28 protein-coding genes and 1 riboswitch are annotated in these 25,409 nt (G+C 68.6%); of the genes, 3 read left to right on the top strand and 25 right to left on the bottom strand.

Annotated features, from left to right (window positions below; translation table 11 throughout):
- Positions 1 to 7: 7 nt before the first annotated feature.
- From L687_RS31325 to L687_RS31390, 14 genes are all read right to left on the bottom strand, one after another.
- Positions 8 to 2,158 carry a bifunctional hydroxymethylpyrimidine kinase/phosphomethylpyrimidine kinase gene (locus L687_RS31325; protein WP_021199757.1) on the bottom strand — a complete coding sequence of 717 codons (2,151 nt, stop codon included), beginning with the start codon at positions 2,156 to 2,158 and terminating at the stop codon, positions 8 to 10.
- Positions 2,155 to 3,003, bottom strand: a complete 849-nt coding sequence (thiM, locus tag L687_RS31330) for a hydroxyethylthiazole kinase (protein ID WP_021199758.1) — start codon at positions 3,001 to 3,003, stop codon at positions 2,155 to 2,157. Before thiM ends, L687_RS31325 begins: the two co-directional genes overlap by 4 nt.
- Positions 2,994 to 3,088: riboswitch (TPP riboswitch) on the bottom strand. Its footprint overlaps the gene before it by 10 nt.
- A 6-nt stretch (positions 3,089 to 3,094) precedes the next feature.
- Complete coding sequence (locus tag L687_RS31335) at positions 3,095 to 4,057, bottom strand: NAD-dependent epimerase/dehydratase family protein (protein WP_021199759.1); 963 nt, start codon at positions 4,055 to 4,057, stop codon at positions 3,095 to 3,097.
- Positions 4,058 to 4,117: 60 nt separating this feature from the next.
- The gene (locus L687_RS31340; protein WP_021199760.1) at positions 4,118 to 4,846 is read right to left on the bottom strand and encodes a DUF402 domain-containing protein; all 729 of its coding nucleotides are present in this window, start codon (positions 4,844 to 4,846) and stop codon (positions 4,118 to 4,120) included.
- An 85-nt stretch (positions 4,847 to 4,931) separates the two neighbouring features.
- On the bottom strand, positions 4,932 to 7,442 hold the full coding sequence (gene pheT / locus L687_RS31345; RefSeq protein WP_021199761.1) for a phenylalanine--tRNA ligase subunit beta: 2,511 nt from the start codon (positions 7,440 to 7,442) through the stop codon (positions 4,932 to 4,934).
- Complete coding sequence (gene pheS / locus L687_RS31350) at positions 7,442 to 8,482, bottom strand: phenylalanine--tRNA ligase subunit alpha (RefSeq protein WP_021199762.1); 1,041 nt, start codon at positions 8,480 to 8,482, stop codon at positions 7,442 to 7,444. Before pheS ends, pheT begins: the two co-directional genes overlap by 1 nt.
- A gap of 42 nt (positions 8,483 to 8,524) precedes the next feature.
- Positions 8,525 to 9,427, bottom strand: a complete 903-nt coding sequence (locus L687_RS31355) for an amino acid ABC transporter permease (RefSeq protein WP_021199763.1) — start codon at positions 9,425 to 9,427, stop codon at positions 8,525 to 8,527.
- Positions 9,424 to 10,071 carry an amino acid ABC transporter permease gene (locus tag L687_RS31360; protein ID WP_021199764.1) on the bottom strand — a complete coding sequence of 216 codons (648 nt, stop codon included), beginning with the start codon at positions 10,069 to 10,071 and terminating at the stop codon, positions 9,424 to 9,426. Before L687_RS31360 ends, L687_RS31355 begins: the two co-directional genes overlap by 4 nt.
- An 81-nt stretch (positions 10,072 to 10,152) precedes the next feature.
- The gene (locus L687_RS31365; RefSeq protein WP_021199765.1) at positions 10,153 to 11,070 is read right to left on the bottom strand and encodes a glutamate ABC transporter substrate-binding protein; all 918 of its coding nucleotides are present in this window, start codon (positions 11,068 to 11,070) and stop codon (positions 10,153 to 10,155) included.
- 55 nt (positions 11,071 to 11,125) lie between these two features.
- Complete coding sequence (locus tag L687_RS31370; protein ID WP_029260612.1) at positions 11,126 to 11,872, bottom strand: amino acid ABC transporter ATP-binding protein; 747 nt, start codon at positions 11,870 to 11,872, stop codon at positions 11,126 to 11,128.
- Positions 11,873 to 12,126: 254 nt separating this feature from the next.
- Positions 12,127 to 13,089: a TAXI family TRAP transporter solute-binding subunit gene (locus tag L687_RS31375; protein WP_021199767.1), complete on the bottom strand. Its 963-nt coding sequence runs from the start codon at positions 13,087 to 13,089 to the stop codon at positions 12,127 to 12,129.
- On the bottom strand, positions 13,086 to 14,462 hold the full coding sequence (locus L687_RS31380) for a sensor histidine kinase (protein WP_021199768.1): 1,377 nt from the start codon (positions 14,460 to 14,462) through the stop codon (positions 13,086 to 13,088). Before L687_RS31380 ends, L687_RS31375 begins: the two co-directional genes overlap by 4 nt.
- A 3-nt stretch (positions 14,463 to 14,465) precedes the next feature.
- Positions 14,466 to 15,137, bottom strand: a complete 672-nt coding sequence (locus L687_RS31385) for a response regulator transcription factor (protein WP_021199769.1) — start codon at positions 15,135 to 15,137, stop codon at positions 14,466 to 14,468.
- A 36-nt stretch (positions 15,138 to 15,173) separates the two neighbouring features.
- On the bottom strand, positions 15,174 to 15,986 hold the full coding sequence (locus L687_RS31390) for a TrmH family RNA methyltransferase (RefSeq protein WP_031207314.1): 813 nt from the start codon (positions 15,984 to 15,986) through the stop codon (positions 15,174 to 15,176).
- A 57-nt stretch (positions 15,987 to 16,043) separates the two neighbouring features.
- Between L687_RS31390 and L687_RS41560 the strand changes: the two genes are divergently transcribed.
- The gene (locus L687_RS41560; protein WP_021199771.1) at positions 16,044 to 16,496 is read left to right on the top strand and encodes a ribosomal maturation YjgA family protein; all 453 of its coding nucleotides are present in this window, start codon (positions 16,044 to 16,046) and stop codon (positions 16,494 to 16,496) included.
- A gap of 8 nt (positions 16,497 to 16,504) precedes the next feature.
- Here L687_RS41560 and rplT read toward each other — a convergent pair whose 3' ends face one another.
- The 3 genes from rplT to infC form a co-directional block, all read right to left on the bottom strand.
- Positions 16,505 to 16,891, bottom strand: a complete 387-nt coding sequence (rplT, locus tag L687_RS31395; protein WP_021199772.1) for a 50S ribosomal protein L20 — start codon at positions 16,889 to 16,891, stop codon at positions 16,505 to 16,507.
- Positions 16,892 to 16,925: 34 nt separating this feature from the next.
- Positions 16,926 to 17,120 (bottom strand): 50S ribosomal protein L35, encoded by a 195-nt coding sequence (gene rpmI, locus L687_RS31400; RefSeq protein ID WP_017828564.1) that lies wholly within the window; start codon positions 17,118 to 17,120, stop codon positions 16,926 to 16,928.
- A gap of 73 nt (positions 17,121 to 17,193) precedes the next feature.
- The gene (gene infC / locus L687_RS31405; RefSeq protein ID WP_096359486.1) at positions 17,194 to 17,820 is read right to left on the bottom strand and encodes a translation initiation factor IF-3; all 627 of its coding nucleotides are present in this window, start codon (positions 17,818 to 17,820) and stop codon (positions 17,194 to 17,196) included.
- A gap of 255 nt (positions 17,821 to 18,075) precedes the next feature.
- Here infC and L687_RS31410 point away from each other — a divergent pair, with 255 nt between their 5' ends.
- On the top strand, positions 18,076 to 18,474 hold the full coding sequence (locus tag L687_RS31410) for a DUF1844 domain-containing protein (protein WP_017828562.1): 399 nt from the start codon (positions 18,076 to 18,078) through the stop codon (positions 18,472 to 18,474).
- Here L687_RS31410 and L687_RS31415 read toward each other — a convergent pair.
- The 8 genes from L687_RS31415 to L687_RS31450 form a co-directional block, all read right to left on the bottom strand.
- Positions 18,471 to 19,283: a hypothetical protein gene (locus L687_RS31415; protein WP_046398941.1), complete on the bottom strand. Its 813-nt coding sequence runs from the start codon at positions 19,281 to 19,283 to the stop codon at positions 18,471 to 18,473. The two genes, L687_RS31410 and L687_RS31415, sit on opposite strands and share 4 nt — an antisense overlap.
- Positions 19,284 to 19,527: 244 nt before the next feature.
- Positions 19,528 to 19,941, bottom strand: coding sequence for a hypothetical protein (locus L687_RS42790; protein ID WP_021199775.1), 414 nt, complete (start codon positions 19,939 to 19,941; stop codon positions 19,528 to 19,530).
- A 22-nt stretch (positions 19,942 to 19,963) separates the two neighbouring features.
- Entirely contained in the window at positions 19,964 to 20,761 is a 798-nt protein-coding gene (locus tag L687_RS31425) for an SseB family protein (RefSeq protein WP_021199776.1), read from the bottom strand.
- Positions 20,745 to 21,491, bottom strand: coding sequence for a bifunctional 1-(5-phosphoribosyl)-5-((5-phosphoribosylamino)methylideneamino)imidazole-4-carboxamide isomerase/phosphoribosylanthranilate isomerase PriA (priA, locus tag L687_RS31430; protein ID WP_021199777.1), 747 nt, complete (start codon positions 21,489 to 21,491; stop codon positions 20,745 to 20,747). Before priA ends, L687_RS31425 begins: the two co-directional genes overlap by 17 nt.
- Before the next feature lie 103 nt (positions 21,492 to 21,594).
- The gene (hisH, locus tag L687_RS31435; protein ID WP_021199778.1) at positions 21,595 to 22,230 is read right to left on the bottom strand and encodes an imidazole glycerol phosphate synthase subunit HisH; all 636 of its coding nucleotides are present in this window, start codon (positions 22,228 to 22,230) and stop codon (positions 21,595 to 21,597) included.
- Positions 22,227 to 22,844 (bottom strand): imidazoleglycerol-phosphate dehydratase HisB, encoded by a 618-nt coding sequence (gene hisB, locus L687_RS31440; protein ID WP_021199779.1) that lies wholly within the window; start codon positions 22,842 to 22,844, stop codon positions 22,227 to 22,229. The genes hisH and hisB overlap by 4 nt, the downstream gene beginning before the upstream one ends.
- Positions 22,841 to 23,935 (bottom strand): histidinol-phosphate transaminase, encoded by a 1,095-nt coding sequence (locus L687_RS31445; RefSeq protein WP_029260603.1) that lies wholly within the window; start codon positions 23,933 to 23,935, stop codon positions 22,841 to 22,843. The genes hisB and L687_RS31445 overlap by 4 nt, the downstream gene beginning before the upstream one ends.
- A gap of 57 nt (positions 23,936 to 23,992) precedes the next feature.
- Positions 23,993 to 24,361: a LysM peptidoglycan-binding domain-containing protein gene (locus L687_RS31450; protein WP_021199781.1), complete on the bottom strand. Its 369-nt coding sequence runs from the start codon at positions 24,359 to 24,361 to the stop codon at positions 23,993 to 23,995.
- 289 nt (positions 24,362 to 24,650) lie between these two features.
- Between L687_RS31450 and lexA the strand changes: the two genes are divergently transcribed.
- Complete coding sequence (gene lexA / locus L687_RS31455) at positions 24,651 to 25,337, top strand: transcriptional repressor LexA (protein ID WP_021199782.1); 687 nt, start codon at positions 24,651 to 24,653, stop codon at positions 25,335 to 25,337.
- The last annotated feature ends 72 nt before the right edge of the window (positions 25,338 to 25,409 follow it).

The raw sequence follows: 25,409 nt of genomic DNA on the forward strand, positions 1-25,409 counted from the left end.
CACCCCGTCATCTGAGCGGCTGCAGCCCCATCGGCGCGGCGAAGAAGGCGAGCTCGTGTGCGCTCGATACCGCGAACACCCGGCGCATGCGCGCACGGGTCGGGGCATCGGCCTGCGCCGCAGCCCCGGAAGCGTAGGCGATCGCCTTCTCCGTCGCCGCCTCGAATGCCGGATCCGCGTACGTCGTGAGCCAGGACGCGTAGGGATGCTGCGGATCCCGCGCGTACTCCCCGAACTCTCCGGCATGCAGGCGTCGGCCGAGGTCGGTGTAGAGCCAGAAGCAGGGAAGGACGGCCGCGACGATCTCGCCGTAGTCGCCGCCGAACGCGACGGAGCGCAGGTGGTCGAGGTACGCGGTGGTCGCCGGCCCCGGCTCGGCGGCGAACGTCGCCGCGCTCACTCCCTGAGCCGGGGTCAGGTACGACGCGTGCAGCTCGAGTTCACCCACGATCGAGCCGTGCGCGGAATCGGCCCAGAAGGCCTGTTCCTCCGACGTCGGCGCGAGCCGGGCGGCTTCGGCGAGGACACGGGCGTACTCGCGCAGATACAGCGCGTCCTGCGCGAGATAGATCAGGAAGGGGCCGCGCTCCAGCGTCCCGTCGGCGAGCGCTCGGATGAACGGGAGTTCGTCGATCCCCGCGCGGATCTCCGCGATGTCCTGCCACCAGTCCGCGGCGATGTCGTCAGCCGCCGGTCGGGTCTGCGCCGCCGCACGCTCCCGGAGTCCGGCGAAATGGTCGATCGGCCCGTGACCCCGCCCCACGCTCAGCGCGTCCCCCGCGCGCAGGGATTCGCGGAGCCAGGCGCGCGCGGCGCTGACCGCATCGACCGGCCGCTCCCCGCGCGCGAGGAGCGTCGCGAGCGCGGACGACAGCGAACAGCCGGTGCCGTGCGTGTTCCTGGTCGGGATCCGGGTGCCGGCGAACTCCTGGCGCGTCCCGCGATGCGTATCGACCAGCGCATCCGGAGCCGAATCGCCGTCGAGGTGTCCCCCCTTGACCAGGACAGCCGCCCCGACCGCGGCCGACAGCTGCTCCGCCGCGGAGAGCGCGTCCTCCCAGTCGAGGACGTCGCGGCCGGACAGCACTGCGAGCTCGGCGAGGTTCGGTGTCACCAGAGTCGCCCGCGCGAGGAGATCGTGCAGCGCTCGCTCGGCATCCGGATCCAGCAGCCGATCGCCGGAGGTCGCCACCATCACGGGGTCGAGCACGACGACCGGCGGACGAACGCGGTCGAGCCACGCACCCACCACGCGGATGACGTCGGCGTCGGCGAGCATCCCGATCTTCACGGCGTCGATCACGATGTCGTCCGACACCGCATCCAGCTGCGCGCGGAGGAAGTGCGCGGGGGGCACGTGCACGGCACGCACTCCCTGCGTGTTCTGCGCCGTCAGCGCAGTGAGGACCGCCATCCCGTATCCGCCGTTCGCGGCGATGGACTTGAGGTCGGCCTGGATGCCCGCGCCCCCGGACGGATCGCTGCCGGCGATGCTGAGCACCCTCGGCACGGCGCCGGCGAGCCAGCGCCGGCGGAACTCCGCTGCCGTGGCCTCGGGATCGTCGGCGGCGCACAGCACCGAGACGACGGCGAGGCCGGCCGCACCGGCGTCGCGGAGGGGTTCCGTGTCATCGATGCCGACGCCGCCGATCGCCACGCACGGCAGAGAGCTGGCAGCCACGAGATCACGGAAGCCGTCGACGCCGAGAGGAGCGGGGTGATCGGGTTTGGTGGCGGTCGGACGGATCACACCGACACCCAGATAGTCGACGGTGCCGGCGGGCAGAGCATCGACCGCGTCGAGATGCGCACGGGTGTTCGCGGTGAGGCCGACCAGCGCGTCGGGTCCGAGCGCCTCACGCGCACGCAGCACGGAGGCATCGCCCTGTCCCAGATGCACGCCGTCGACCCGAGCGCCCCGTTCCCGGGCAGCGACCACGGCGTCCAGCCGGTCGTTCACGACGAGCAGCGCCCGCCCGTCGATCACCCGCGACAACGCGATCAGCTGATCGACCGTCTCGGCGTCGGTCGCGTCCTTGTCGCGCAATTGGACGATCCGCACCCCACCGTCGACCGCTCGGCGCACCGTCTCGACGACGCCTCTGTCCCCGCAGAGCGCCGCGTCCGTGACGAGGTAGAGCGAGAGATCGGCGTTCACCGGACGCCGCCTTCGACGCGTGCATCGGCTCTGATGTCGTCGGGGCCCACCGCGGCGAGCGCATCCAGCAGGGCGACGGCGAAGCTGCCCGGCCCCGCGGATGTCGCCGCTGCCCGCTCGGCGGCGATCGTGTAGACGAGGCTCGCGGAAGCCACAGCGGTCAGCGCATCGTGATCCGTCGCCTCGGCCGCACCGAGGAAGGCCGCCATCACCGCACCGAGCGCGCATCCTCCTCCGGTCACACGGGTCAGCAGCTCGTGGCCGTTGGCGAGGCGGAGCATCCGCACCCCGTCGGTGATGAGATCGATCGGCCCCGACACTGCGACCACCGCGCCCGTGGTCCGCGCGAGCGTTGCGGCGGCATCGGCTGCGGAGTCCGTGGTGTCGGTGGCATCCACCCCACGTCCGCCCGTGCTGAGCCCGGCGAGGGCGAGGATCTCGGAGGCGTTGCCGCGGATAGCGGTCGGTCGGTGCTGCGCGAGCTGGTGGGCGAGGGCGGTGCGCACCGGAAGCGCACCGATAGCTACCGGGTCGAGAACCCAAGGCGTACCGTTCGCCGCGGCTCCGGCGACCGCCTCCAGACTCGCCGCCCGCTGCTCGGGCGTGGGAGTCCCCAGGTTGATCAGCACCCCGGAGGCGACCCCGGCGAACATCCCCGCCTCGTCGACGATGTCGACCATCGCGGGTGCGGCCCCCAGTGCCAGCAGCACGTTGGCGGTGAATCCCGTCACGACCGCATTGGTGATGCAGTGCGTCAACGGCGGAGCCTCGCGCAGCACCTCCAGGAGGGTCGCGGCGGAACCGGCGAGGTCGTGGGTGGATTCAGGACGCAGAAGATCGCTCATCGCGACATCCCTTCGCTAGTACGAACTAGATCAGGTTCGACGGGTCTGTTCTCAGCCGCGGATCGCGGCACCCCGTGTCACTGCTCGCAGTCTAGCGATCGCTCAGCAGAGCCCTCTCCTCTGCCCGTGTGAGGCCGGCATGGCGCTCCCGGTCGACGCCTCGTGACCGTTCGTCGGCGACGACGCGCTCGATCGTGTCCGTGAGCGGACGAAGCCGGCCGCCGCTCGCGTGGAATGCGCGATTCGAGCGGGTCATGAAGCCACTCATTTCGGTCGGCAGCCACAGCGGCAGGGACCGCGGCCCCGCCCAGTACTCGACGTCGTGCGCACGGAGCCATCCCTCGTCCGCGACGAACACGGAGCCGGTGTGACCGGCCGCGAGGCGCACCGCACCCAGCACATCGGCGAGGGGGTGCTCATCGCCCACGCCGTTGACCACGCCGCTGCGTGTGGCCGTGACGATGTACGCCGCGAGATCGTCGACATCGATGACCTGCGCGCTGCTTCCCTCGAGCGGCGGCAGCAGCACGGGTTCCGAGCTCGCGCGCGCGAACGCCGCGGCCCAGTACCCGAACCGGTCGCTGGGGTCGCCGTCGCCCACGATGAGCCCGGGGCGCACGATGAAGCCGCGCTCCCCCAGGCGCATGACAGCATCTTCGGCTGCTGCCTTCTGCGCACCGTAGTCGTACGCATCAGCCGGGCTCGCAGCCGGATGTCGCGGCGTCGACTCATCTGCTCCGACCGTCTCGTCATCGGAGTACACCGACACGGACGATACGTAGGTCCAGCGCCCCGCCCGATCGCCGAGCGCATCGACCGCCCTCTCGACCCGCACCGCGTGGGACGAGACGTCCACGACGTGATCCCAGTCCCGCCGCGAGAGATCGGCATAGACGTCGGCATCCTCACGATCGCCGCGCACGAGCACGGCACCCTCGGGGGCCGGACGAGAACCGCGGCCGAGACACGTGACCGCGGCGCCTTCGTCGACCCACCTCCGGGCGATGCGCCCGGAGAGCCAGCCCGTACCGCCGAGGATCAGAACATCCGTCATGATTCCATGTCATCAGGTGGCGGATCTCTGCGGAACCTCTTCCGCCCACAGCAGATCCGTTCAGAGCAGATCGGTGGGCGTGCTCAGACGATCCAGGCCCGCGAGCACCGGGATGCTCCACGCGGGATCGGGCTGCCAACGTGTCCACGCGGCGTCGAACGGCCAGCCACCGGATTCGAACGAGGCGATGGCCGCGTCCGCGTGCCGCTCGATCTGCGCCGCCTGCTCGGGGCTGAGACGCCCCTGCTGGATCGCGGCGACGAGCTCGTCCTCGTCTTTGAGGTGGATGCCGCCCTCCGGATCGATCTCGACGTCGAGGATGTGGTCGGACGAGTAGGTGTCGTGATCGGTCCGCAGATGTGCGTTCTCGAGGTTCACGTACCAGCCGGCGAAGGACCAGTCCGGGCCTGTGGTGTCGCTCCAGAACAACCAGACCGACCATGGCAGCCCGGCGGGGGCGATGCACAGCACGCCGTTCCCGCGCCAGGGCTCGACGATGCGCGTCCGCGGCTCGAGCCAGCGACGCGAGAGCGGTACTTCACGCACTCGCTGTCCGCCGAGAGCTCCCGGAGCCTCCTGCAGCGTTCCGGGCGCGAGCCATGCGACGAGCCCCCGTTCGTCGTCGCGCACCACCCGCATCGGAGCGATCCTGGAGGGCTCCCCCGGCTGCCATCCCGGCTTCCGATAGTGCCAGTCGATCTGCATGCCCGACTCGAGGAACGGTCCTTCTCCGAGCGGCCGCGCGTCATCCGGGACGGCGGCCGGAGTGCCCTGGGGGAGGATTCTCATCCCGCCACGGTACTCCGGCGCCGACCGGAATCGTCTGACCGACGACACGGTACGTCCCACGGCGCGGTGCGTCGCGCTCCCGTGCTCAGTCGCGCAGTGCGGCTCCGAAGCGCTGTGCGGCGACCTCGACACCGGCGAGCTTGGCCTCGGTGGCCTCGGCCGCCGTGAGCGTGCGATCGTCGGCACGGAAGCGCAGGGCGAACGTCAGGCTCTTCGAGCCGTCCGGCACGCCCTCCCCGCGATAGTCGTCGACGAGACGCACCGATTCCAGCAGCGTACCGGCACCCTCGGCGAGAGCCGCCTGCACATCCGCGGCCGGAACGTCTGCCGGCAGCGTGAGCGAGACGTCCTGCGTGGCAGCGGGGAACGTCGATAGCGAGGCCGCGACGACCCGACCACCGGCGAGCGACAGGATGCGGTCGAGGTCGACCTCGAACACGGTCGCGCGCCCCGGAAGGTCGGCGCCCTCCGCCACAGCGGGATGCAGCTCACCGACGTAGCCGACCTCTTCCCCGGCGACCCGGAGCGATCCGGTGCGTCCGGGGTGCAGGGCCGCACGCTCGGCCTGGACCACGTCGATGTCGACGCCGGCCGCCGCCGCGATGACGCGGACCGCGTCCAGTGCCTCGACGAGACCTGCGGCTTCGGCGGGACGACCGGGCTGACGCGGGGAGACAAGGCCGGTGAGCAGCGCGGAGATGAACCGGTGCTGCGGCGGGATCGACGCGTTCAGGGCGGCGAGCGTCTCATCGGACGGGCGCTCGCCCAGCGGCGGCACCTCGTCCGTGCCGTACTCCACGCCCGGCTCGGGCAGGAAGACCACGCCGGTCTCGAAGATCGCCAGGTCGGTGAGTCCGCGCGAGATGTTGCGGTGCGCGGTCTGCAGCAGACCGGGAATGAGCGAACGACGCAGATACGGCGCCTGCCCGTCGAGTGGATTCGCCAGGCGGATGCTCGGGAGGTGTTCACCCGATGCGGAGCCGTGGAGGTCGTTCTGCGCCTCGGTGGTGAACGGGAACGACGGCGTCTCGACGAGACCGGCAGCAGCCAGGGCATCGGCTACGCGTCGACGACCCTGCTGGTCGGCGGTGAGGCCGCGACCGGACGGAGGCGTCGGCAGCACCGAGGGGATGCGGTCGAGCCCGTGGATGCGGGCGACCTCCTCCGCGAGCGTCCACTTGTCGGTGAGGTCGGGCCGCCAGGTCGGCGGGATCACGGTCCAGCCGGAACCCGCATCCGACGCCGTGACATCGGCACCGATGGTGGTCAGCGCACCGGTGATCTCGTCGTCGGAGTAGTCGACGCCGATGAGCCCCTGCACGAATCCGGCGGGGAGCTCGATCTCGCCGACGAAGACCTCGGCGAACAGCGCGCCACCCTCCTCCGTGAGCGTGCCGCCGGCGAGCTCGACCATGAGGTCGGCAGCGCGGCGGGCGGCCACGAACGGGATCAGCGGGTCGACACCGCGTTCGAAGCGCTTGGACGCCTCACTGGGCAGCTTGTGTCGACGTGCCGAGCGGGCGATGGTCGTGGGGTCGAAGTTCGCCGCCTCGATCAGCACGTTCCGCGTGGTGTCGCTCATCTCGGTCGTGCCACCGCCCATGACGCCGGCAAGGCCGATCGGGCCGGACTCGTCGGTGATGAGGAGGTCTTCCGCGTGCAGAGCGCGCTCGACGCCGTCGAGCGTGGTCATCTTCTCGCCGGGAGTGGCGCGGCGCACCGTGATGCCGCCCGTGAGCTTGTCGAGGTCGTAGCCGTGCAGCGGCTGGCCGAGCTCGAGCATCACGTAGTTGGTGATGTCGATCAGCACGCCGAGCGAGCGCATGCCCGCAAGACTCAGCCGGGCGACCATCCACGGCGGCGTCGGACGTGAGGGGTCGACACCGCGGACGACGCGGGTCACGAACTCGCTCGCACCCACGTTCCCGCGCACGGGTGCGACGTCATCGACCACGGTCGTGTGCCCGGACCCGGGCTGGAGCTCGGCGAAGTCGCGCTCGGCCGGGTCGCGGAAGGTCGCACCGGTGGCATGCGCGTACTCACGGGCCACGCCGCGGAGCGAGAAGGCATATCCACGGTCGGGAGTGACGTTGATCTCCACCGCGACGTCATCGAGGCCGAGCAGAGCGATCGCGTCGGTGCCGACGGGCGCGTCGATGCTGAGATCGGACAGCACCACGATGCCGTTGTGCTCATCGCCCAGGCCGAGCTCGCGCGCCGACGCGATCATGCCGTCCGACACGTGACCGTAGGTCTTGCGGGCGGCGATCGGGAACGGACCGGGAAGCACGGCACCGGGCAGCGTCACGACGACCTTGTCACCGGCGACGAAGTTGTGCGCACCGCAGACGATCCCACGGATGCCGCCGTTCGCCTCGCCGACGTCGACCTGGCACCAGTTGATGGTCTTGCCGTTCGACTGCGGCTCGGCCTCGAGCGAAACGACCTGTCCGACGACCACGGGACCGGTGATGTCGAAGCGGTGCACATCCTCTTCTTCGAATCCGACGGTCACCAGTGCCGCGAGGACGTCCTCGGGCGTGGCATCCGCTGCCAGATCGACGTACTCACGCAACCACGAAAGCGGGACGCGCATCACACCACCATCCCGTACTGCTCGCTGAATCGGACATCGCCCTCGGCCATGTCGCGCATGTCCTGGACGTCGCTGCGGAACATCAGTCCCCGCTCGATGCCCATGCCGAACGCGAAGCCGCTGTACACCTCGGGGTCGATCCCGGCGGCGCGCAGCACGTTCGGGTTGACCATGCCGCAGCCGCCCCATTCGATCCAGCGCGCGCCGCCCTTGAAGGTCGGGTGCCACAGGTCGAGTTCGGCGGAGGGCTCGGTGAAGGGGAAGTAGTTGGTGCGGAAGCGCGTCTTGGCCTCGGGCCCGAAGAGCTGCTTCGCGAAGTGATCGAGTGTGCCCTTGAGGTGCGCCATCGTGATGCCCTTGTCGATCACGAGTCCCTCGAACTGGGTGAACACCGGCAGGTGCGTGGCGTCGAACTCGTCGGTGCGGTACACGCGGCCGGGGCACAGCACGTAGATCGGCACCTCGCGGTCGAGCATCGAGCGCACCTGCACCGGGCTCGTGTGCGTGCGCATCACGAGGTGGCGGGAGGTGGGGTCGACGTAGAACGTATCCTGCTCCTGACGGGCGGGGTGGTCGACATCGAAGTTCAGGGCGTCGAAGTTGAACCACTCGTGCTCGAGCTCCGGCCCCTCCGCGATCTCCCATCCCATGCCGACGAAGATGTCGCAGACCTGGTCCTGGAGCAGGGTGAGCGGGTGCCGGGCACCGACGCGGGTGCGCGACGGCACGGCGGTGATGTCGACCCGCTCGGCCTCGAGCCGCGCAGCGACCTCGGCCTCCGCCAGTTCGGCTTCCTTCGCCGCCAGCGCCTGCGTCACCCGCCCGCGTCCCTGACCCACGAGCTTGCCGAAAGCGGCCTTGTTCTCGGGGGCGACCTGTCGCATCGAGGCATTCAGGACCGCGAGCGGCGATCCGTCGGCGACGTGTGCGGCACGAGCCGCTTTCAGCTCGGCGGTGTCGGTGGCTGCGGCGATCGCCGCGAGGGCGTCGGCGACAGCGGCTTCGACCGCTTCCGGGGTGATTTCAGGAGACTCTGACACGAGAATCGAGTCTACCGGGGGCGCGTGGGTCGCTTTCGCGGATCAGCGCGACGCCTCGGACCCGTCGCCCTGAAGGACGATGAGCGAGGTGTTCGTCTCGCCCCCGTGCTGACGGGGATCCGGTACCGCTGGCCCGGCCTTCGGCGAGCGCTTGGCACGGCGCTGCAGGCGGTAGGCGATGTAGGAGAGCAGGAGGCACACGGCCACGTACATCGATCCGCCGACGATCGCCGCGGGGATCAGCGGGGACCCGTAAGGCGCCTGGTTGCCGATCTGGTTGATGACGTAGAGGAGCTCCTGGTACGTGATGATGAACCCGAGCGCGGTGTCCTTGAGCGCCACGACGAGCTGCGCGATGATCACCGGCATCATGGCCCGCACGGCTTGCGGGATCAGGATGAAGTACATCACCCCGGTCTTCCGGAGTCCGATCGCGTAGCCGGCTTCTTTCTGCCCGCGCGGCAGCGATTCGATGCCGGCACGCAGCACCTCGGCGAGCACGGAGCCGTTGTACACGATCAGAGCGATCACGACGGCCCAATACGGCGGCATCTTCACGCCGATCACGGGAAGGCCGTAGTACAGCAGCATCATCAGGATGAGCACGGGCACCGCTCGCAGCACCTCGATGATCCACCGGACGGGCTCACGCACCCAGGCGTGCTCCGACAGGCGGCCGATGCCGAGCAGGAAGCCGAGGGCGATGGACCCGACGCCGGCGACCGCGAAGGCGGCCAGCGTGGCCAGCAGCCCTTCGCCGAAGCGGACCCAGACGGCGGAGAACGTGAAGATGTTCCACTTCTCGGCGGAGAACTGTCCGGTGGCGAACAGCCTCCACACGACCCAGCCGAGCACGGCGAGGACGACGAGGACCGTGGCGGCTCCGATGAGCCGGTTGCGGGCGATGGCACGGGGGCCGGGGACGTCGAAAAGAACGGAACTCATCGCGCGATCCTCCACTTGTTCTCGAGAACGCGCTGCACCCAGGCGAGCAGCAGCACCAGGACCACGAAGACGACCATGACCCAGAGCAGCACGGCCAGAGCGTTCTCCCCCTGTTCGCTCAATGCCGCACGGATGGTCCCCAGGTTGGCGACGGAGAAGCCCGCAGCCACCGTGGTGTTCTTCATGAGGGCGATGAGGACGCTCATCATGGGCGGGACGACGGAGCGCGTCGCCTGCGGCAGCACGACATAGCGCATGACCTGTCCGAAGTTCAGGCCGATCGCTCGCGCCGCCTCGGCCTGACCGACCGGCACGGTGTTGATGCCGGCTCGCAGCGCCTCGGCGACGTACGTCGCGGTGTAGATGCCGAGAGCGGCCACTGCCAGAGGCAGGGGGTTCACCCGCTCCCCCAGCAGGATCGGGAGGCAGAACGCGAAGAAGAACATGACGAGCGTCAGCGGGGTGTTGCGGATCCAGTTGACGTACACGCCGCCGACGGCGCGGGCGATCGGAACCGGAGACACACGCGCGGCTCCGACGATCAGCCCGAGGACCAGCGCGATGATGCCGCCACCCAGGAACAGCACGATGGTTCCCCACAGTGCCTCTCCCCAGAGGTCGAGGTGGTCGGTGATGACTCCCACTGCTGCTCCTGTCGATTCGGGTTCTCGGGTGGTTCGTGCCGATGAGCGGGGCGGTCGACCGGGTCGACCGCCCCGCCGGGATCAACCGATCGGGTCGACCTCGGGCTGGGTCGCCTTGACGCCGGACGCGCCGAGGTTGTTGTCGAAGATCTGCTGCCAGATCTTGCCGCCGTCGGTCAGCTGCGTGTTGAAGTACTCGGCCAGAGCGTCGTCGCCCTTGGCGAGTCCGATGCCGTAGCGCTCCTCGCTGAAGGGCTCTCCGACGACCTTCAGCTTGTCCGGGTCCTGGGCCGCGTAGCCGATGAGGATCGCCTCGTCGGTCGTGACGGCGTCGACCTGACCGTTCTTGAGGTCCTCGACGCACTTCGAGTACGTGTCGTACTCCTTGGTGGGCACGTCGGGGTAGTTCGTCTTGATGTTCTGGATCGGCGTCGAGCCGGTCGCCGAGCAGACGGTCGTCTCCGCGCTCAGGTCATCGACGCTCTTGATGTCGCTGTCGGCACCGACGAGGAGGCCCTGACCCGTGACGAAGTAGGGACCGGCGAAGGAGATCTGCTCCTTGCGCTTGTCGGTGATCGAGTACGTGCCGACGTAGTAGTCGATGTCGCCGTTCACGATGGCCTGCTCGCGGTTCGCGGAGGCGATCGCCTGGAACTCGATCTTCTCCGGGTCGACGCCGAGCGATGCCGCCATCCAGCGGGCGATGTCGACGTCGAATCCGGTGCGGTCGCCGGTCACCGGGTCGAGGTACCCCAGACCCGGCTGGTCCTCCTTGACGCCGACCTTGACCGTGCCTGCCGACTCGATCCGGTCGAACGTCGGGCTTCCCTCGATGCTGACGTCGGTCAGCACGGTCCACGGCGTGCTGCTGGACGTGTCGCCCTCGTCGCCGCCCTCCGGGGCTCCTGTGCTGGACGGCGTGCCGCTGTTGCAGGCCGTGAGCGCCAGCAGCGCGGCCGCTGCGATTCCGATACCTGCCAGTGTCCGTGTGCGTCGCATGTGCGTCTCCTTCGTGTGCTGTGTGTGCAGGGTCTGTGTGGTCGGTGCGGGGGCGTCAGTGCGTGAGGAGCTTCGAGAGGAAGTCCTTGGCGCGGTCGCTCTTCGGGTGCGTGAAGAACTCCTCGGGAGTCGCCTCCTCCACGATCCGTCCGTCGGCCATGAAGACGACGCGGTCGGCGGCCTTGCGGGCGAAGCCCATCTCATGGGTGACGACGATCATCGTCATGCCGTCCTGGGCCAACTCGACCATGACGTCGAGGACCTCGTTGATCATCTCGGGGTCGAGGGCGCTGGTCGGCTCGTCGAACAGCATCACCTTGGGCTGCATCGCGAGGGCGCGGGCGATCGCCACGCGCTGCTGCTGCCCGCCGGACAGCTGGGCCGGGAGCTTCGATGCCTGCTGCGCCACGCCCACGCGTTCGAGCAGCACCATCGCCTCCTTCTCGGCATCCGCCTTCTTGAGGCCGCGGACCTTGATCGGGCCGAGGGTCACGTTCTCGAGGATCGTGAGGTGGGCGAAGAGGTTGAAGGACTGGAAGACCATGCCGACGTCCGCACGCAGGTGGGCGAGTCCCTTCCCCTCCGCCGGCAGCTCCTTGCCGTCGATGCGGATGGTGCCGCTCGTGATCGTCTCGAGGCGGTTGATCGTGCGGCACAGGGTCGACTTGCCGGAGCCGGACGGGCCGATCACGACGACGACCTCTCCCGAGTTGACGGTCAGGTCGATGTCGGTGAGCGCCTGGAAGTCGCCGTAGTGCTTCTGGACGTTCTCGACCACGACAAGCGGGGTATCAGAGGTCATCATTTCTCCAAACTAGCCACGTCGGACGCGGGTCTCCAGGCACCTCGGTGAGATTTACACGTTCGTAATCACCTGATCGCGGCACCAATGCTGCTGTGCATGGGTACCCCGCGGCCCGCCCCCACGGGCCGCGGAATCGTCCTGCTGCAGCTCCCCAACGACAGTTGAGCAACAGGCGACGATCGTGCGCGATCGACCTCACAATGGCAGAGCGCCACCCACGGTGTCAGACTTCTTGAGGATTTCTTGAGCAGTCAGCCGCGCTGATCCCGGTAGTAGTCGGCTGCCCCGGGGTGCAGCGGGACGGGGCCGGTGAAGATCGCCGAACGCCGGTCCAGCAGGGCGGCGGTCGGCACCTCCCCCGCGATGCGAAGACGTGCATCGAACAATCCGGCGAGCACGTCACGAGCGACGGCGTCCGGGGTGGAGGCTGCGGTGACGAGATAGTTGGGAACGGCCATCGTGGGCGCGGAATCCTGCAGGCCGTAGGTGCCGGCCGGGACGTCGGCCGGTCGGTACGCGTGCGAGTACCGTTCGTTCACCTCGTTGACCCACTCCTGCTCGATCGGGAGCAGGCGGACCGATGACCTCTCCGAGAGCTCGGCCACCCCCGGGGTGGGCAGCCCGCCGACCCAGAAGAAGCCGTCGATGTCGCCACGCTCCATCGCCTCGATCGACTCGCTGAGGTCGAGCTGGGGATTGCGCACGGAGCCGAGATCGACACCTGCCGCATCCAGCACCCGAGCGGCGATCACGTTCACCCCGGAGTTCTCCGCACCGAGGGAGATGGTGCGGCCGGCCAGATCCCCGATACCCGAGATCTCCGACTCTCCGCGTACGACGACCTGCACGTACTCGTCGTACAGGCGGGCGAGGGCCTGCACCTCCAGCGGATGGTCGAAGGCGCCGGAGCCCGCCACCGCGTCTGCCGCGGCGTCTCCCTGCGCGAACCCGATCAGCGCCTCCCCCGAACTCACCCGGAGCAGGTTGTCGACGGAACCCGCCGTCTCCTGCGCGACCATCCTGATATCCAACGAGTCCGACAGGTCTTCGGCCAGGTGGCTGCCGTAGTCGTAGTAGACGCCGGTGGACCCGCCGCTGGCGATGGCGTACTCCTCGTCCGTCCACTCGCTCGCACGCGGACTGCACGCGGTCACGCCGACCGCCAGCAGGAGAGCGCTCGCGCCGGCGAGCAACCGTCGCACGCCGGCCGTCACGGGGTCGTCCCATCGTGGAGCACGAGTGTGACAGCGAGACCGCCGCCCTCCGCCGCAGCGACGGCCAATTCGCCGCCGACCGTGGCGAGCAGGTCACTCGCGATGGCGAGGCCGAGTCCGGACCCCGGGGTATCCCCGCTGTCGGCACTGCGCCAGAACCGGTCGGTCGCCGCCGCGGCCTGCTCCTCCGTCAGCCCCGGACCGTGATCGCGGACGGTGATCCGGCAGACCTGGCCCTCGCGTTCCGCACCGATCTCGATCGGCGCGCCCTCGGGAGAGAACTTCACGGCATTGTCGATCACCGCATCCAGCGCGCTCTCCACGATCGTCCGGTCGGTCACGCTCATCACCGGCGAAACCCCCGTGGCACGCAAGACGACCCCGCGCTGGGCGGCGACGTCGCGCCACGCGTCCCGTCGGCGAGCGGCGAGCGTCGCGAGGTCGACCGCCGAGATGGTCGAGTCGCCTCGTCCCCCACGAGCCAGCCCGAGGAGCGTTTCGAGGATGCGGGTCATCCGTCGCCCCTCTTCCCGCGTCTCCTCGACATCACCCTGCCACTCCTTCCCCAGTCCCGTCGCCAGATGCTCGACGCGCAGGAGCAGGGCGTTGAGGGGGTTGCGCAGCTCGTGGGAGGCATTCAGCGCGAACTCCTGCTGCCGCGTCATCACACGCTCGATCTCGTCGGCCATGCCGTTGAAGACCTGCGCCATGCGGCGCAGCTCCGGCGGACCGTCGTCGGCGGCGACACGCGCGTCCATCTCGCCCCGCTCGATCGCCACCATCGCCTCGTCGAGCCGTCGCACCGGCGACAGCACCCACCGGGCGAGCCGGAACACGAGCAGCACCCCGAGGGCGACCAGCACCAGCGCGATCGCCGAGATGAGCAGGATCTGCTGAAGGATCGCCGCGCGCGGCGCCTCCACATCTCCGGCCACCAGCACGGCACCGATCACGTCCCCGTCGTCGAACACCGGCTCGGCCAGGGCGGCGTCCGCGACGGTCCACGGGAACAGGACCGTCGGCTGCTCGGCACGCCGCCCGGAAAGCGCGAGTCTGACCCGCTCGGCGTCCTCGTCCGGGAGCGCGGCCGGGTCCTGCTCCCCCGCCGCCCAGACATTGCCGCCGAGATCGAAGACCGTGACCTCGATTCCGTACACCTCGCGGAAGCGCGCCACCTCGGCGTCGATCACGGCGGCGCTGCCGGACCGCAGGGCCTGACGCGCACTCGTGACGAAATACCCGAGGTCGCCGAGCTGCTGCGTGTAGAACGCCTGCTGGACGCTGTGCGCCGCACTCCATCCGGCTGCGCCGCCGAGCGCGGCCAGGATCGCGACGAGCGGCACGAGGAAGACGATGATCAGACGGCGCCGCATGGCTCAGGACCCCGCAAGACGATAGCCGACTCCGCGCACGGTCTCGATGACCCCACGGACTCCGGTCTTCTTCCTGATCGCTCCGACGTGCACCTCGAGCGAGTGCCCGAACCCGCGCCAGTCGGTGTTCCATACCTCACGGATCAGGCGCTCCTTCGGCACCGCCACCCCTGGGTATCGGGCGAGGACGGCGACGATGTCGAACTCCTTGCGTGTGAGGTCGATCGCCGTGCCGTCGACGAGCACCTGACGGGCGACGAGGTCGATGTCGACATGGCCGTCGTGCAGCAGCACCCGGGCGTCGGCCTCCGGTCTCATCGGCCTCGACCTCCGGGTGACCGCCTCGATCCTGGCGAGGAGCTCGTGCACGTCATAGGGCTTCACGACGAAGTCGTCCGCGCCCGCGCGCAGTCCCTTGATGCGTTCGGCGACCTGGTTGCGGGCGGTCACGATCACGATCGGAACCTCCGAGCGCCCCCGGATGCGACGGCACAGGTCGACGCCGTCGATGTCGGGGAGACCGAGGTCGAGGAGGACCACCTCGGTGTCGGCTCCCAGCATGCCCAGCGCGGCAGCGCCGTCCGCCGCGCGCACAGTCGCGTATCCCGACCGTCCGAGGAAGGCCTCGAGCGCCCCGGCGACCCGGTCGTCGTCCTCGACGATCAGAATCCTCATCGACTCCGCTTCCTGCTTCCCTCGGCGCCCGAGAACTCAGTCGCCAGCGGACGCACGCTGTGCAAATGCACTCTCGTAGAGGCACACGCTGGCGGCCGTCGCCAGGTTGAGGGATTCGGCACGACCGAAGATGGGCAGCTTGAGCACCTGGTCGGCGAGGGCCAGCGCATCGTCTTCGAGCCCCCGCGCCTCGTTCCCGAAGAGCCATCCGGTGGGCTCGGCGAGCACGCCCTCGGCGCGCGCCGCCAAGAGATCGTCACCCTTCACATCGGCTGCGAGGATGCGGAGACCTGCATCGTGTGCGCGCTTGACGACATCGGCGAGGTCTCCCCCGACCGACACCGGGAGGTGGAACAGCGAACCCGTCGTGGCACGCACCACCTTCGGGTTGTAGGGATCGACGGTTCGTCCCGTGAGCACGACGGCATCGGCGCCCGCCGCATCCGCCGCCCGGATGATCGTGCCGAGATTGCCGGGATCGCGCACCTCTTCGCAGATCGCCACCAGTCGCGGCGCGGCGTCGAAGATGTCGCGCACGGAGGTCGGTGTCTGCTGCACCACCGCCACGAGTCCCTGCGGGGTGACGGTGTCGGCCATCGCGTTGAGGACGTACTCGGTAACGTACTCGACGTCGATGTCGGCATCGGCGGCCTTCGCGCGGATGTCGGGGTGCCGCTCCCACCCGTTGGGCGTCGCGAACAGCTCGACGATCGCCTCGGGACGATAGGTGAGCGCTTCGCGCACGGACTGCGGGCCTTCCAGAAGGAACAGGCCCGTCTCGGTCCTCGCGCTTCGTTTGGTCAGCTTCGCGACGGCTCGGACTCGGGGCGAACGGGGGTTCTCCAGCACGATCACAGTCTAGGGAACGCCGGGCTGGTTCCCGCACCATCGGGATAAGGTGCCGGGATGACCCACAGCGCTGCTGCGAACACCTCTCGTCGGCGGGTCGCCCTCGCCGTTCTCGCCGTCGCGACGGTCGGGATCGGTCTGGTCGTCCATCGCGGCATGAGCGGTGCGGTCGGCGACATCGCGGCCGACGCGCTGTACGCCGTGCTCATCTACCTGCTCGTGGCCCTCGTCGCTCCGCGATGGCCTCGTCCCGCTGTGGCGTTCCTGTCCTTCGTGGTCTGCGCCGGCGTCGAGCTGCTCCAGCTCACCGGCCTTCCGCGCGAATGGGGAGCGATGTTCCCGCCGATCCGACTCGTCCTCGGCTCGGGCTTCGACCTGCGGGACCTCGCCGTGTACGCGATCGCGGTCGCCGCGACCTCCCTGATCGACATGGGAGTCACGCGCGTCGTGGGCGGCAGTGCATCCAGAAACGCCACAGGGCGCCCTCCCGAAGGAGAGCGCCCTGTGTGAAGAGGTGCTTACGCAGCCGACTTCGGTGCGTTGACGTCAGAGGGCAGAGCCTTCTTCGCCGTCTCGACCAGCGTCGTGAACGTCGCCGCGTCGTTGACCGCGAGGTCGGCGAGCATGCGACGGTCCACCGTGACACCGGCGATGCCGAGGCCCTGGATGAAGCGGTTGTAGGTCATGCCGTTCTGGCGAGCCGCAGCGTTGATGCGCTGGATCCACAGGCGACGGAAGTCACCCTTGCGCTTGCGACGGTCACGGTACGAGTAGACCAGCGAGTGGATGACCTGCTCTTTGGCCTTCCGGTACAGGCGCGAACGCTGTCCGCGGTAACCGGAGGCGCGCTCGAGGATGACCCGGCGCTTCTTGTGGGCGTTTACTGCCCGCTTGACTCTTGCCATTTTCGTGTGTTCCTATTCGTGCGTTCGGCGCGCGTCAGCGACCGAGAAGCTTCTTCGCGACCTTGGTGTCAGCCTTCGACAGCACCTGGTCCTGGTTCAGACGACGGGTGCGACGGCTCGACTTGTGCTCGAGGTTGTGGCGCATCCCGGCCTGCTGCTTCTTCAGCTTTCCGCTTCCGGTGATCTTGAAGCGCTTCTTAGCACCCGAGTGGGTCTTCTGCTTCGGCATCTTCTCTTCCTTCGTATGGCGCCTTCTCAGGCGACGGTGTCAACCCGCGGTGCGGGAGTTCTGGGGGCGGGAGTCACTCCGCCGGAGCTGCGGCCGGTGCGTCCGACTCGTTCTTCGCGTCGCGCGAAGCCTGCTTGTTCGCCGCGCGCTGCGCGTCGCGAACCGCATTCTGTTCCTGCTTGGCCTCGGACTTGCTCTTGAGCGGCGCCACGATCATGACCATGTTGCGACCGTCGATGGTCGGGTTCGACTCGACCGTGCCGAGCTCGGCAACGTCTTCGGCGAACTTGCGCAGCAGACGAACACCCTGCTCGGGACGCGACTGCTCACGACCACGGAAAAGGATCATGGCCTTGACCTTGTCGCCGGCCTTGAGGAACCCCTCGGCGCGCTTGAGCTTGGTCGTGTAGTCGTGGGCCTCGATCTTCAGACGGAAACGGACTTCCTTGAGGATCGTGTTCGCCTGGTTGCGGCGAGCTTCCTTTTCCTTCTGGGCGGCCTCGTACTTGAACTTGCCGTAGTCCATGATCTTGACGACGGGCGGCTTCGAGTTGGGGGCGACCTCGACGAGGTCGAGATCGGCTTCCTGCGCGAGGCGCAGCGCTGCCTCGATGCGGACGACGCCGATCTGCTCACCCGCGGGGCCGACGAGGCGGACCTCGGGGACGCGGATGCGCTCATTGGTACGGGGATCGCTGATGCGGAACTCCTTAGACGATGTGATTCGGCCACCGCGATGCTGTCTGCATCACGGGCGAAATCGGAATCGTCCCCGCCCACCGGCATTCAGACGCCGGCTCCGCACCCTACCTGCCGGGTCCGTCTTGCGAACGGAGCCGGTGGAGTGCAAGACCCGGTAGCCTTGAACGGCAAGCGCGGGTGGGAAGTGAATCCTCTTTCGATCCGGAGCATGACGCTCCGGAGCCCGCCAAAGTCTAACAGAAAGCAAGGCGAAGTGACGAACCAGGCACCGGACGAGGCTGCACGCGAGCGCGAAGAGCGCTGGGCACGTCAGGAGGAGGCCGCATCGTCGGCCACACGAGACATCGCCGATGTACCCGCCGTCGAGGTGATCACCACCGCCGCCGTGCACCTCATGAGCGCGGCAGCCGTCAAGCTCGGGCTCGCCGACGATCCGGACGCCGCGGCGCAGATCGACCTCGACGAAGCGCGCAAGCTCATCAACGCCCTCGCCGGACTCATCACCGCCGGCGCTCCGGAGATCAGCGACATGCACGCGCGCTCCCTGCGCGACGGCCTTCGTTCACTGCAGCTCGCCTTCCGCGAGGCCTCCACGATCCCCGACCCGATCGGCAAGGGCCCGGGCGAGAAGTGGACCGGACCGGTCAACTAGCTTCGGCGCAGGTGTGAGACCTGCGTAACCAACGGGCTCGAAGCCGCGCATTCTCCGCCGCCGACAGAGCCGAGATGGCGGGCGAAGAAGCGCGCGGCATCCTCGCCGGCGAACTGCGGGACGCCCGTGTGGCCGCCCATGTTGGCGTAGAGCGTCTTCTCGGTCGATCCGAAGGCGTCGAACAGGTCGAGCGCCATCCGGCGGTCGTTGCCCTCGTCATCCCATTGCAGGAGGACATGCAGCGGGATCGTGACCCGACGCGCCTCCTCCATCGTCGTACGGGGCACATAGCTTCCGGCGAAGAGGCCTGCCGCGACGATGCGTGAGTCGATCGCGGCGAGACGTACTCCGATTGCGATCACCCCACCGGAGAATGCCGTCCGCTCGCCGATCTCGGGAAGGGCAAGAGCCTCGTCGAGCGTGGTCTGCCATTCCGGCACCGCCTGATCGACGAGAGGAAGTATCAGCCGGTCGATGACCTCCTCGCCCGGCTCTTCGCCGACAGAGATCGCACGAACGAGGTCGGCCCGCGCCGCCGCCGCGCCAGGCAGCGGCGTTCGGCCGCCCGCTCCGGGCGCCTCGATCGAGATCGCAGCGAAGCCTTGCGCCGCCGCGCTGCGCGCTCGCGCCGCCAGGCGGGAGTACATTCGTCGCATGCCGATTCCGCCGGGTTGGCCCATCAGGATGAGGGGAACCGGCGCGGAGGAGGAAGCGGCTGGCGGCGTCCACATGATGCCGGAGATGTCACCGATGGTGAATTCGCGCTCGGTGAGGCCGCCGTCGAGGTTCTGTTCAGACGTGAAGTGCATGGTCATGCCTTTCGGGAGTGCTGCTGATATGCGGCGCTCCCGGACGACCTATCGCCCGACCGTGACTCCCCGGAGGAGCACCGACGTCACTTCGTTCACGGATACCACCTCCTCACTTCCTGCACGGATCTCCGACGCTATCAGCACCGGCAGCAGCGATCGGACCGCGCACCTCCCTGCGGAGACGCGTTCCCGTTCCCGCCCGCGGTCCGACGTAGAGAGCGTCATCTCCGGCGATGAAGGATCAGGGCTCCAGGATCAGGGGGTCCGCGGTGGAGGGGCCGCCGCACGGGCCATCAGCGTGGGTCCAGGCGATCGGTTCCTCGGATTCGTGGATGACGGTGCCCTGCGCGTCGAACAGGCGGATGTCGACGTCCTCGGGTGTCGACATGTCGAACATGAGCCGCCAGGTCCCGTCGTCCTCACGGGACGCCGCGAACAGGTTGGTCGAGACGGTCTCGTCCTCCCCCGGCGCCGGTGAGCACTCCGCGTCCACGCAGAACTGGACGGCCGCTGTCTCCGGGAATACGCTCACGTCGACGACCACCCCGTTGACATAGCCGATCGCCGGGCACGCGGTGTAGCAACCCGTGATGCCGGTCGCGGCACCACCCAGGAGCGCGACCACGGCGAGGACTCGCATCAGACCTCGGGACATGCCCCGATCGTAGCGAACGCGATCAGACGCCGCGGCGGAGCTTCACGGTCAGCGAGTCGGCGAGCACAGCGATGCGATCATCGGACGCCCAGCGCTGAGCGAGACGCGAGAGCACGGCATCGAGCACCTCACGCTCCAGACCGTCGACGAGCTCGAGGACCACGATCAGCTCGGGGCCCCGGAGCCGCGCGTCGGGATCGCCCGCGGCCACCGCCACATCGATCACCGCCAGTTCGTGAGCCACGCTCTCCTGGAGAGCCGTGAACACTTCTGTCGACAGGAAGCTGGGCTCCCAGCGCTGCTCCTGAGCGATCGCCCAGACCGCGGGACGCCGGATCACGAACTCCGTCTCTGACGTCGGGTCGAGAACGATGAGATCGGTGTCCTCCGCCGACGCCGCCAACGCGGCTCGAACGGCCTCGACGGGGATCGGTCGCGCGGTCGGATCCCATGCCTGCATCGCCTGCACGGACGAGAAGACCGGCTGCACGCGCCGGCCGTCAGGCGCCGCGACCGTCACGATGGACAGTTCCTGCGTCTTGTCGACGGTGAGACCGCTCGGCGCCACACCCTCCTCACCCTTCTCGGCGATAAGCGGAATCAGCACGCGCGCGGTACGGAAGGCGTCGACCACGTCGACCTGACTGCCTTCACCCGCACGGAACCGCAGCAGCGCGGCCAGCAGAGCGGGATCGGCGGAACCGTCGTCCGCCGCGTGCGGATTCGACTCGAAGCTGCGCCCCTCCCAGGGGACGCCCGCCGAATCGCCGTGGTTGTGCGATTCCGGCCCGCAGGCGTGCGCGTCAGTCTCCTGCGACATCCAGAGCCTCAGCCAGCGTGAACGCGCCGGCGTAGAGTGCTTTGCCGACGATCGCACCTTCGACGCCCAGCGGCACGAGCTCGCGGAGCGCGGCGATATCGTCGAGGCTCGAGATCCCGCCGGATGCGACGACCGGTTTCGGGGTACGTGAGGTGACCTCGCGGAGAAGTTCGATGTTGGGGCCGCGAAGAGTGCCGTCCTTCGTGACGTCGGTGACGACATAACGGCTGCAGCCGGCGTCCTCGAGGCGGTCGAGCACCTCCCAGAGGTCACCGCCCTCCTTGGTCCATCCGCGGGCGGCGAGCGTCGTCCCCCGCACGTCGAGGCCGACCGCGATCGCCTCGCCGTAACGGCCGATCACATCGGCCGCCCACTCCGGGTTCTCCAGCGCGGCCGTGCCCAGGTTGATCCGGGTGGCGCCGCTCTCCAGAGCCGCCTCCAACGTCGCATCGTCGCGGATGCCTCCGGAGAGCTCGATGCTCACACCCTTGAATTGCTTGATGACCTTGCGCAGGATCGGTGCGTTGCTGCCACGGCCGAATGCGGCGTCGAGGTCGACGAGGTGGATCCACTTCGCTCCCTGCGCCACCCACTCCCCTGCGGCATCCAACGGGTCGCCGTAGCTGGTCTCGGTTCCGGCCTCACCCTGGGTCAGACGGACGGCCTTGCCCCCGGCGACATCGACCGCGGGAAGGAGCGTGAGCGAGGGGGACTGCGCGAAGTCGTTCATGGGGTCCTTGTATCGGGAAGCTCTACGGCCCGGTGCGGGCACGAGAACCGAGGGTAGTCCGCCGGACGGCGGGGAACAAAACGGGTGACGCCTGCCGAAGACGTCAGAGGCTTCCGACCCAGTTGCGCAGCAGCTGGATGCCGGCTTCCCCGGACTTCTCCGGGTGGAACTGCGTCGCCGAGAGCGGCCCGTTCTCGACGGCGGCGAGGAACGGGTCGCCGTACGTCGTCCAGGTCAAAACGGGCTCGGGGAACGGCGGGATGACGTCGAGTTCCCAGGACTGCGCGGCGTAGGAGTGCACGAAGTAGAAGCGCTCCTGTTCGATGCCTCGGAAGAGCACGCTGTCAGCACCGGGCTCGACCGTGTTCCAGCCCATGTGCGGCAGCACCGGGGCATTGAGCTCGGTGACCGCGCCGGGCCACTCGCCGAGCCCTTCGGTGTCGTGCCCGCGCTCGACGCCGTGCTCGAAGAGGACCTGCATCCCGACGCAGATCCCGAGGACCGGACGGCCGCCGGCGAGACGGCGATCGATGATCTCGTCCCCTCCGTGGGCGCGCAGGGCATCGCGGACGGCCTGGAATGCACCGACACCGGGGACGACGAGTCCATCCGCCTCGAGAGCGGTGGCGCGGTCGCGCGTCAGCACGGCATCCGCGCCGGCGGCGACGAGCGCCTTCACCGCCGAGTGGACGTTGCCCGACTCGTAGTCGAACACCGCGACCCGGGGCGCTGCGCTCACAGCGCGCCCTTCGTGGACGGGATGCCGTCGACGAGCGGGTCCAGAGCCTTGGCTTCGCGGAATGCGCGAGCGAAAGCCTTGTACTCCGCCTCGGCGATGTGGTGCGGATCACGCCCGCCGAGCACACGCACGTGCACGGTCAGACCGGCATTGAAACTGATGGCCTCGAATGAGTGACGCACCAGCGAACCGGTGAAGTGCCCGCCGATGAGGTGGTGTTCGAAGCCTTCAGGCTCTCCCGTGTGCACGAGATACGGACGACCGGAGATGTCGACGACCGCCTGCGCCAGTGCCTCGTCGAGGGGAACGAGCGCGTCGCCGTAACGGGAGATCCCGGACTTGTCCCCGAGAGCTTCGAGAATGGCTTGGCCGAGCACGATCGAGACGTCTTCCACCGTGTGGTGCGCGTCGATGTGCGTGTCGCCGGAAGCCCGCACCGTGAGGTCGGTCAGCGAATGCTTCGCGAAGGCGGTGAGCATGTGGTCGAAGAACGGCACGGACGTGTCGATACGGCTCGCCCCGGTGCCGTCGAGGTTCAGCTCGAGCTCGACGGTGGACTCCGACGTGCTGCGCACACGGTTCGCGGTGCGCGGGGTCAGTGCGGGGGTGCTCATGAAGCCGATCCTATCGAGGCCAGCGCCTCGAGGAACGCGGTGGTCTCGGCCTCCGTGCCCGCGCTGACCCTGAGGTGTCCGGGGATGCCGACATCGCGCACGAGCACGCCGCGGTCGTACAGCTGCTGCCAGGTGGCCCGCGGGTCGGCGACGCCGCCGAACAGGACGAAGTTCGACCACGATTCGTGCGGCTGGTATCCGAGCGCTTCGAGAGTCGCCGTGATCCGATCGCGCTGCTCGACGATCTCCTCCACCATCGCGAGCATCACGTCGGCGTTGCGCAGGGCCGCTATCGCCGCCGCCTGGGTGAGAGCGCTCAGGTGATAGGGCAGACGCACCAGACGCAACGCGTCGATGAAGGCGGGGTCAGCAGCGAGGTACCCGACCCGGGCCCCGGCGAAGGCGAAGGCCTTGCTCATGGTGCGCGAGACGGCGAGACGCGGGCGTCCGTCGAGCAGGGTCAGGGCAGAGATCGCATCGCGCGGCGCGAACTCCTGGTACGCCTCATCCACGATCACGATGCCACGGGCCGCGTCGTACACGGCTTCGATCACGTCCAGCCCGAGCGGCGTGCCGGTGGGGTTGTTGGGAGAACAGAGGATGACCACATCGGGATCGGCGGCCCGCACCTGCTCGGCAGCCTCGTCCGGGGTGATCGTGTAGTCGGGCTGACGCGTGCCGGCGATCCAGCGTGCTCCCGTCCCCTGAGCGATGAGCGGGTACATCGAATACGTCGGCGCGAAGCCGAACGCCGTGCGCCCGGGACCTCCGAATGCCTGGAGGATGTGCTGGAGAACCTCGTTCGAGCCATTGCCGGCCCAGATCTGCTCCGGTGTGAGCCCATGCCCCAGGTACTCCGCGAACGACTCGCGGAGCGTCGTGAACTCCCGGTCCGGATAGCGGTTGACGTCGCGGATCGCGACGGCGATGTCGTCGAGGATGTCGCTCGCCACCGCGTCGGGGATCGGATGCGTGTTCTCGTTCACGTTGAGCGCGATCGGGAGCGGCGCTTGCGGAGCGCCGTATGGCGTCAATCCGCGAAGATCGTCACGTAGCGGGAGATCGTTGAGGGAGAGGGTCACCCTTCCCATGTTAAGCGGCGCCTCGCCTCGATGACGCAAAGTTGCTGCTGTGCTGCCGCCGCCGGATCAGTTCACGTACTGGGCCGGGATGGCGAGCGTCTGGCCGATCTGGAGTTCTCCACCGCGCAGCAGGTTCATCCGGCTGATCTCACCGATGACGTCGCGCGGGTCGGCATCGGGAGCGACGCTGGTGGCGATCGACCAGAGGGTGTCTCCCGGCATGACGGTCACCGTCTCGACGCTGACGGCGGCCGAATCTGCTCCCGAAGCGATCGCGCTGCCACCGCTGAGCGCCGCGAAGGCGATACCGATCGCGAGCGGAACCGAGGCGAAGGCCAGCAGCACGGCGCGGCCACGCGTCGTCAGTCGGAGTCGCGTCGTGGGACGGGTCGACGCCGGAATGACTGCTGCGGTGCTGAAGCTGATGCTGCTCATGTGTTGCTCCTTAGCCTGTCCCGGAGCGGTGAGGCCGCCGGGGAAGTTGGCGTAGCGTTCGCATTCCCGTCTCGGCCGGGAGCCGTGAATGCGAAGCTACGTACCGAAGATATCTTCGAGTTCGAACATCTGTCAAGTATTCTTCGAAACCGAATCCGGAAATGAGCCGACACGCTCGAACAGATCTTCCAGATCGGCCCGTTTCTCGGATACGGTTTCGATAAGGACACCCCACCACGGGCCTCCGACATTCGAAGAGGGACGTCGGATCACGCACTGAAGGAGCACCATGAGCGAGAACTCTGCCCCCGAGTCGGAGGCACCGCGCACGCGCCGCCGGAAGAGCCTCAGCCCGAAGCAGATGGCGATCCTCGAGGTCATCCAGAACTCGATCGCGCACCACGGTTACCCGCCGAGCATGCGCGAGATCGGCGACGCCGTCGGTCTCAAGTCCCTCTCCAGCGTCACCCACCAGCTCGGGCAGTTGGAGCTCAGCGGCTATCTGCGTCGCGACCCCGGGAAGACCCGCGCCATGGAAGTGCTCATCGACCTGCCGGGGGCCAGCACCGAGAACCCCGCCGACGTGGCGACCCCGGTCGGCGATGCGGCACTCGTCCCCCTGGTCGGACGCATCGCCGCGGGTGTGCCGATCACCGCCGACCAACAGGTCGAGGAGATCTTCCCGCTCCCCCGCCAACTGGTGGGCAAGGGCGACCTGTTCATGCTCAAGGTCTCCGGCGAGTCGATGATCGACGCCGCCATCTGCGACGGCGACTGGGTCGTCGTCCGTTCGCAGAACAGCGCCGAGAACGGCGAGATCGTCGCGGCGATGCTCGACGGCGAGGCCACCGTCAAGGTGCTGCGCCGTCGCGACGGCCACACGTGGCTGCTCCCGCGCAACTCGGCGTTCGAGCCCATCCTGGGCGATGAAGCCGTGATCCTCGGCAAGATCGTGGCGGTGCTCCGCGCGGTCTGAGACGAGAGCACGACGAAGGCCCTCCCGGTTCCCTGGAGGGCCTTCGTGTGCGCCCCGCGTGACGCTCGTGCC

The sequence above is a fragment of the Microbacterium maritypicum MF109 genome, from assembly GCF_000455825.1.
In the GTDB taxonomy this organism is placed as follows: Bacteria; Actinomycetota; Actinomycetes; order Actinomycetales; family Microbacteriaceae; genus Microbacterium; species Microbacterium maritypicum_A.

Bases quoted from the DNA above. Each gene is read 5' to 3' on its own strand.
- thiM (WP_021199758.1), bottom strand. From the start codon at position 3,003: ATGAGCGATCTTCTGCGTCCTGAATCCACCCACGACCTCGCCGGTTCC.
- L687_RS31335 (WP_021199759.1), bottom strand. From the start codon at position 4,057: ATGACGGATGTTCTGATCCTCGGCGGTACGGGCTGGCTCTCCGGGCGC.
- L687_RS31340 (WP_021199760.1), bottom strand. From the start codon at position 4,846: ATGAGAATCCTCCCCCAGGGCACTCCGGCCGCCGTCCCGGATGACGCG.
- pheT (WP_021199761.1), bottom strand. From the start codon at position 7,442: ATGCGCGTCCCGCTTTCGTGGTTGCGTGAGTACGTCGATCTGGCAGCG.
- L687_RS31355 (WP_021199763.1), bottom strand. From the start codon at position 9,427: ATGAGTTCCGTTCTTTTCGACGTCCCCGGCCCCCGTGCCATCGCCCGC.
- L687_RS31365 (WP_021199765.1), bottom strand. From the start codon at position 11,070: ATGCGACGCACACGGACACTGGCAGGTATCGGAATCGCAGCGGCCGCG.
- L687_RS31370 (WP_029260612.1), bottom strand. From the start codon at position 11,872: ATGACCTCTGATACCCCGCTTGTCGTGGTCGAGAACGTCCAGAAGCAC.
- L687_RS31380 (WP_021199768.1), bottom strand. From the start codon at position 14,462: ATGCGGCGCCGTCTGATCATCGTCTTCCTCGTGCCGCTCGTCGCGATC.
- L687_RS31385 (WP_021199769.1), bottom strand. From the start codon at position 15,137: ATGAGGATTCTGATCGTCGAGGACGACGACCGGGTCGCCGGGGCGCTC.
- L687_RS41560 (WP_021199771.1), top strand. From the start codon at position 16,044: ATGACCCACAGCGCTGCTGCGAACACCTCTCGTCGGCGGGTCGCCCTC.
- rplT (WP_021199772.1), bottom strand. From the start codon at position 16,891: ATGGCAAGAGTCAAGCGGGCAGTAAACGCCCACAAGAAGCGCCGGGTC.
- rpmI (WP_017828564.1), bottom strand. From the start codon at position 17,120: ATGCCGAAGCAGAAGACCCACTCGGGTGCTAAGAAGCGCTTCAAGATC.
- L687_RS31415 (WP_046398941.1), bottom strand. From the start codon at position 19,283: ATGCACTTCACGTCTGAACAGAACCTCGACGGCGGCCTCACCGAGCGC.
- L687_RS42790 (WP_021199775.1), bottom strand. From the start codon at position 19,941: ATGTCCCGAGGTCTGATGCGAGTCCTCGCCGTGGTCGCGCTCCTGGGT.
- L687_RS31425 (WP_021199776.1), bottom strand. From the start codon at position 20,761: ATGTCGCAGGAGACTGACGCGCACGCCTGCGGGCCGGAATCGCACAAC.
- priA (WP_021199777.1), bottom strand. From the start codon at position 21,491: ATGAACGACTTCGCGCAGTCCCCCTCGCTCACGCTCCTTCCCGCGGTC.
- hisB (WP_021199779.1), bottom strand. From the start codon at position 22,844: ATGAGCACCCCCGCACTGACCCCGCGCACCGCGAACCGTGTGCGCAGC.
- L687_RS31445 (WP_029260603.1), bottom strand. From the start codon at position 23,935: ATGGGAAGGGTGACCCTCTCCCTCAACGATCTCCCGCTACGTGACGAT.
- L687_RS31450 (WP_021199781.1), bottom strand. From the start codon at position 24,361: ATGAGCAGCATCAGCTTCAGCACCGCAGCAGTCATTCCGGCGTCGACC.
- lexA (WP_021199782.1), top strand. From the start codon at position 24,651: ATGAGCGAGAACTCTGCCCCCGAGTCGGAGGCACCGCGCACGCGCCGC.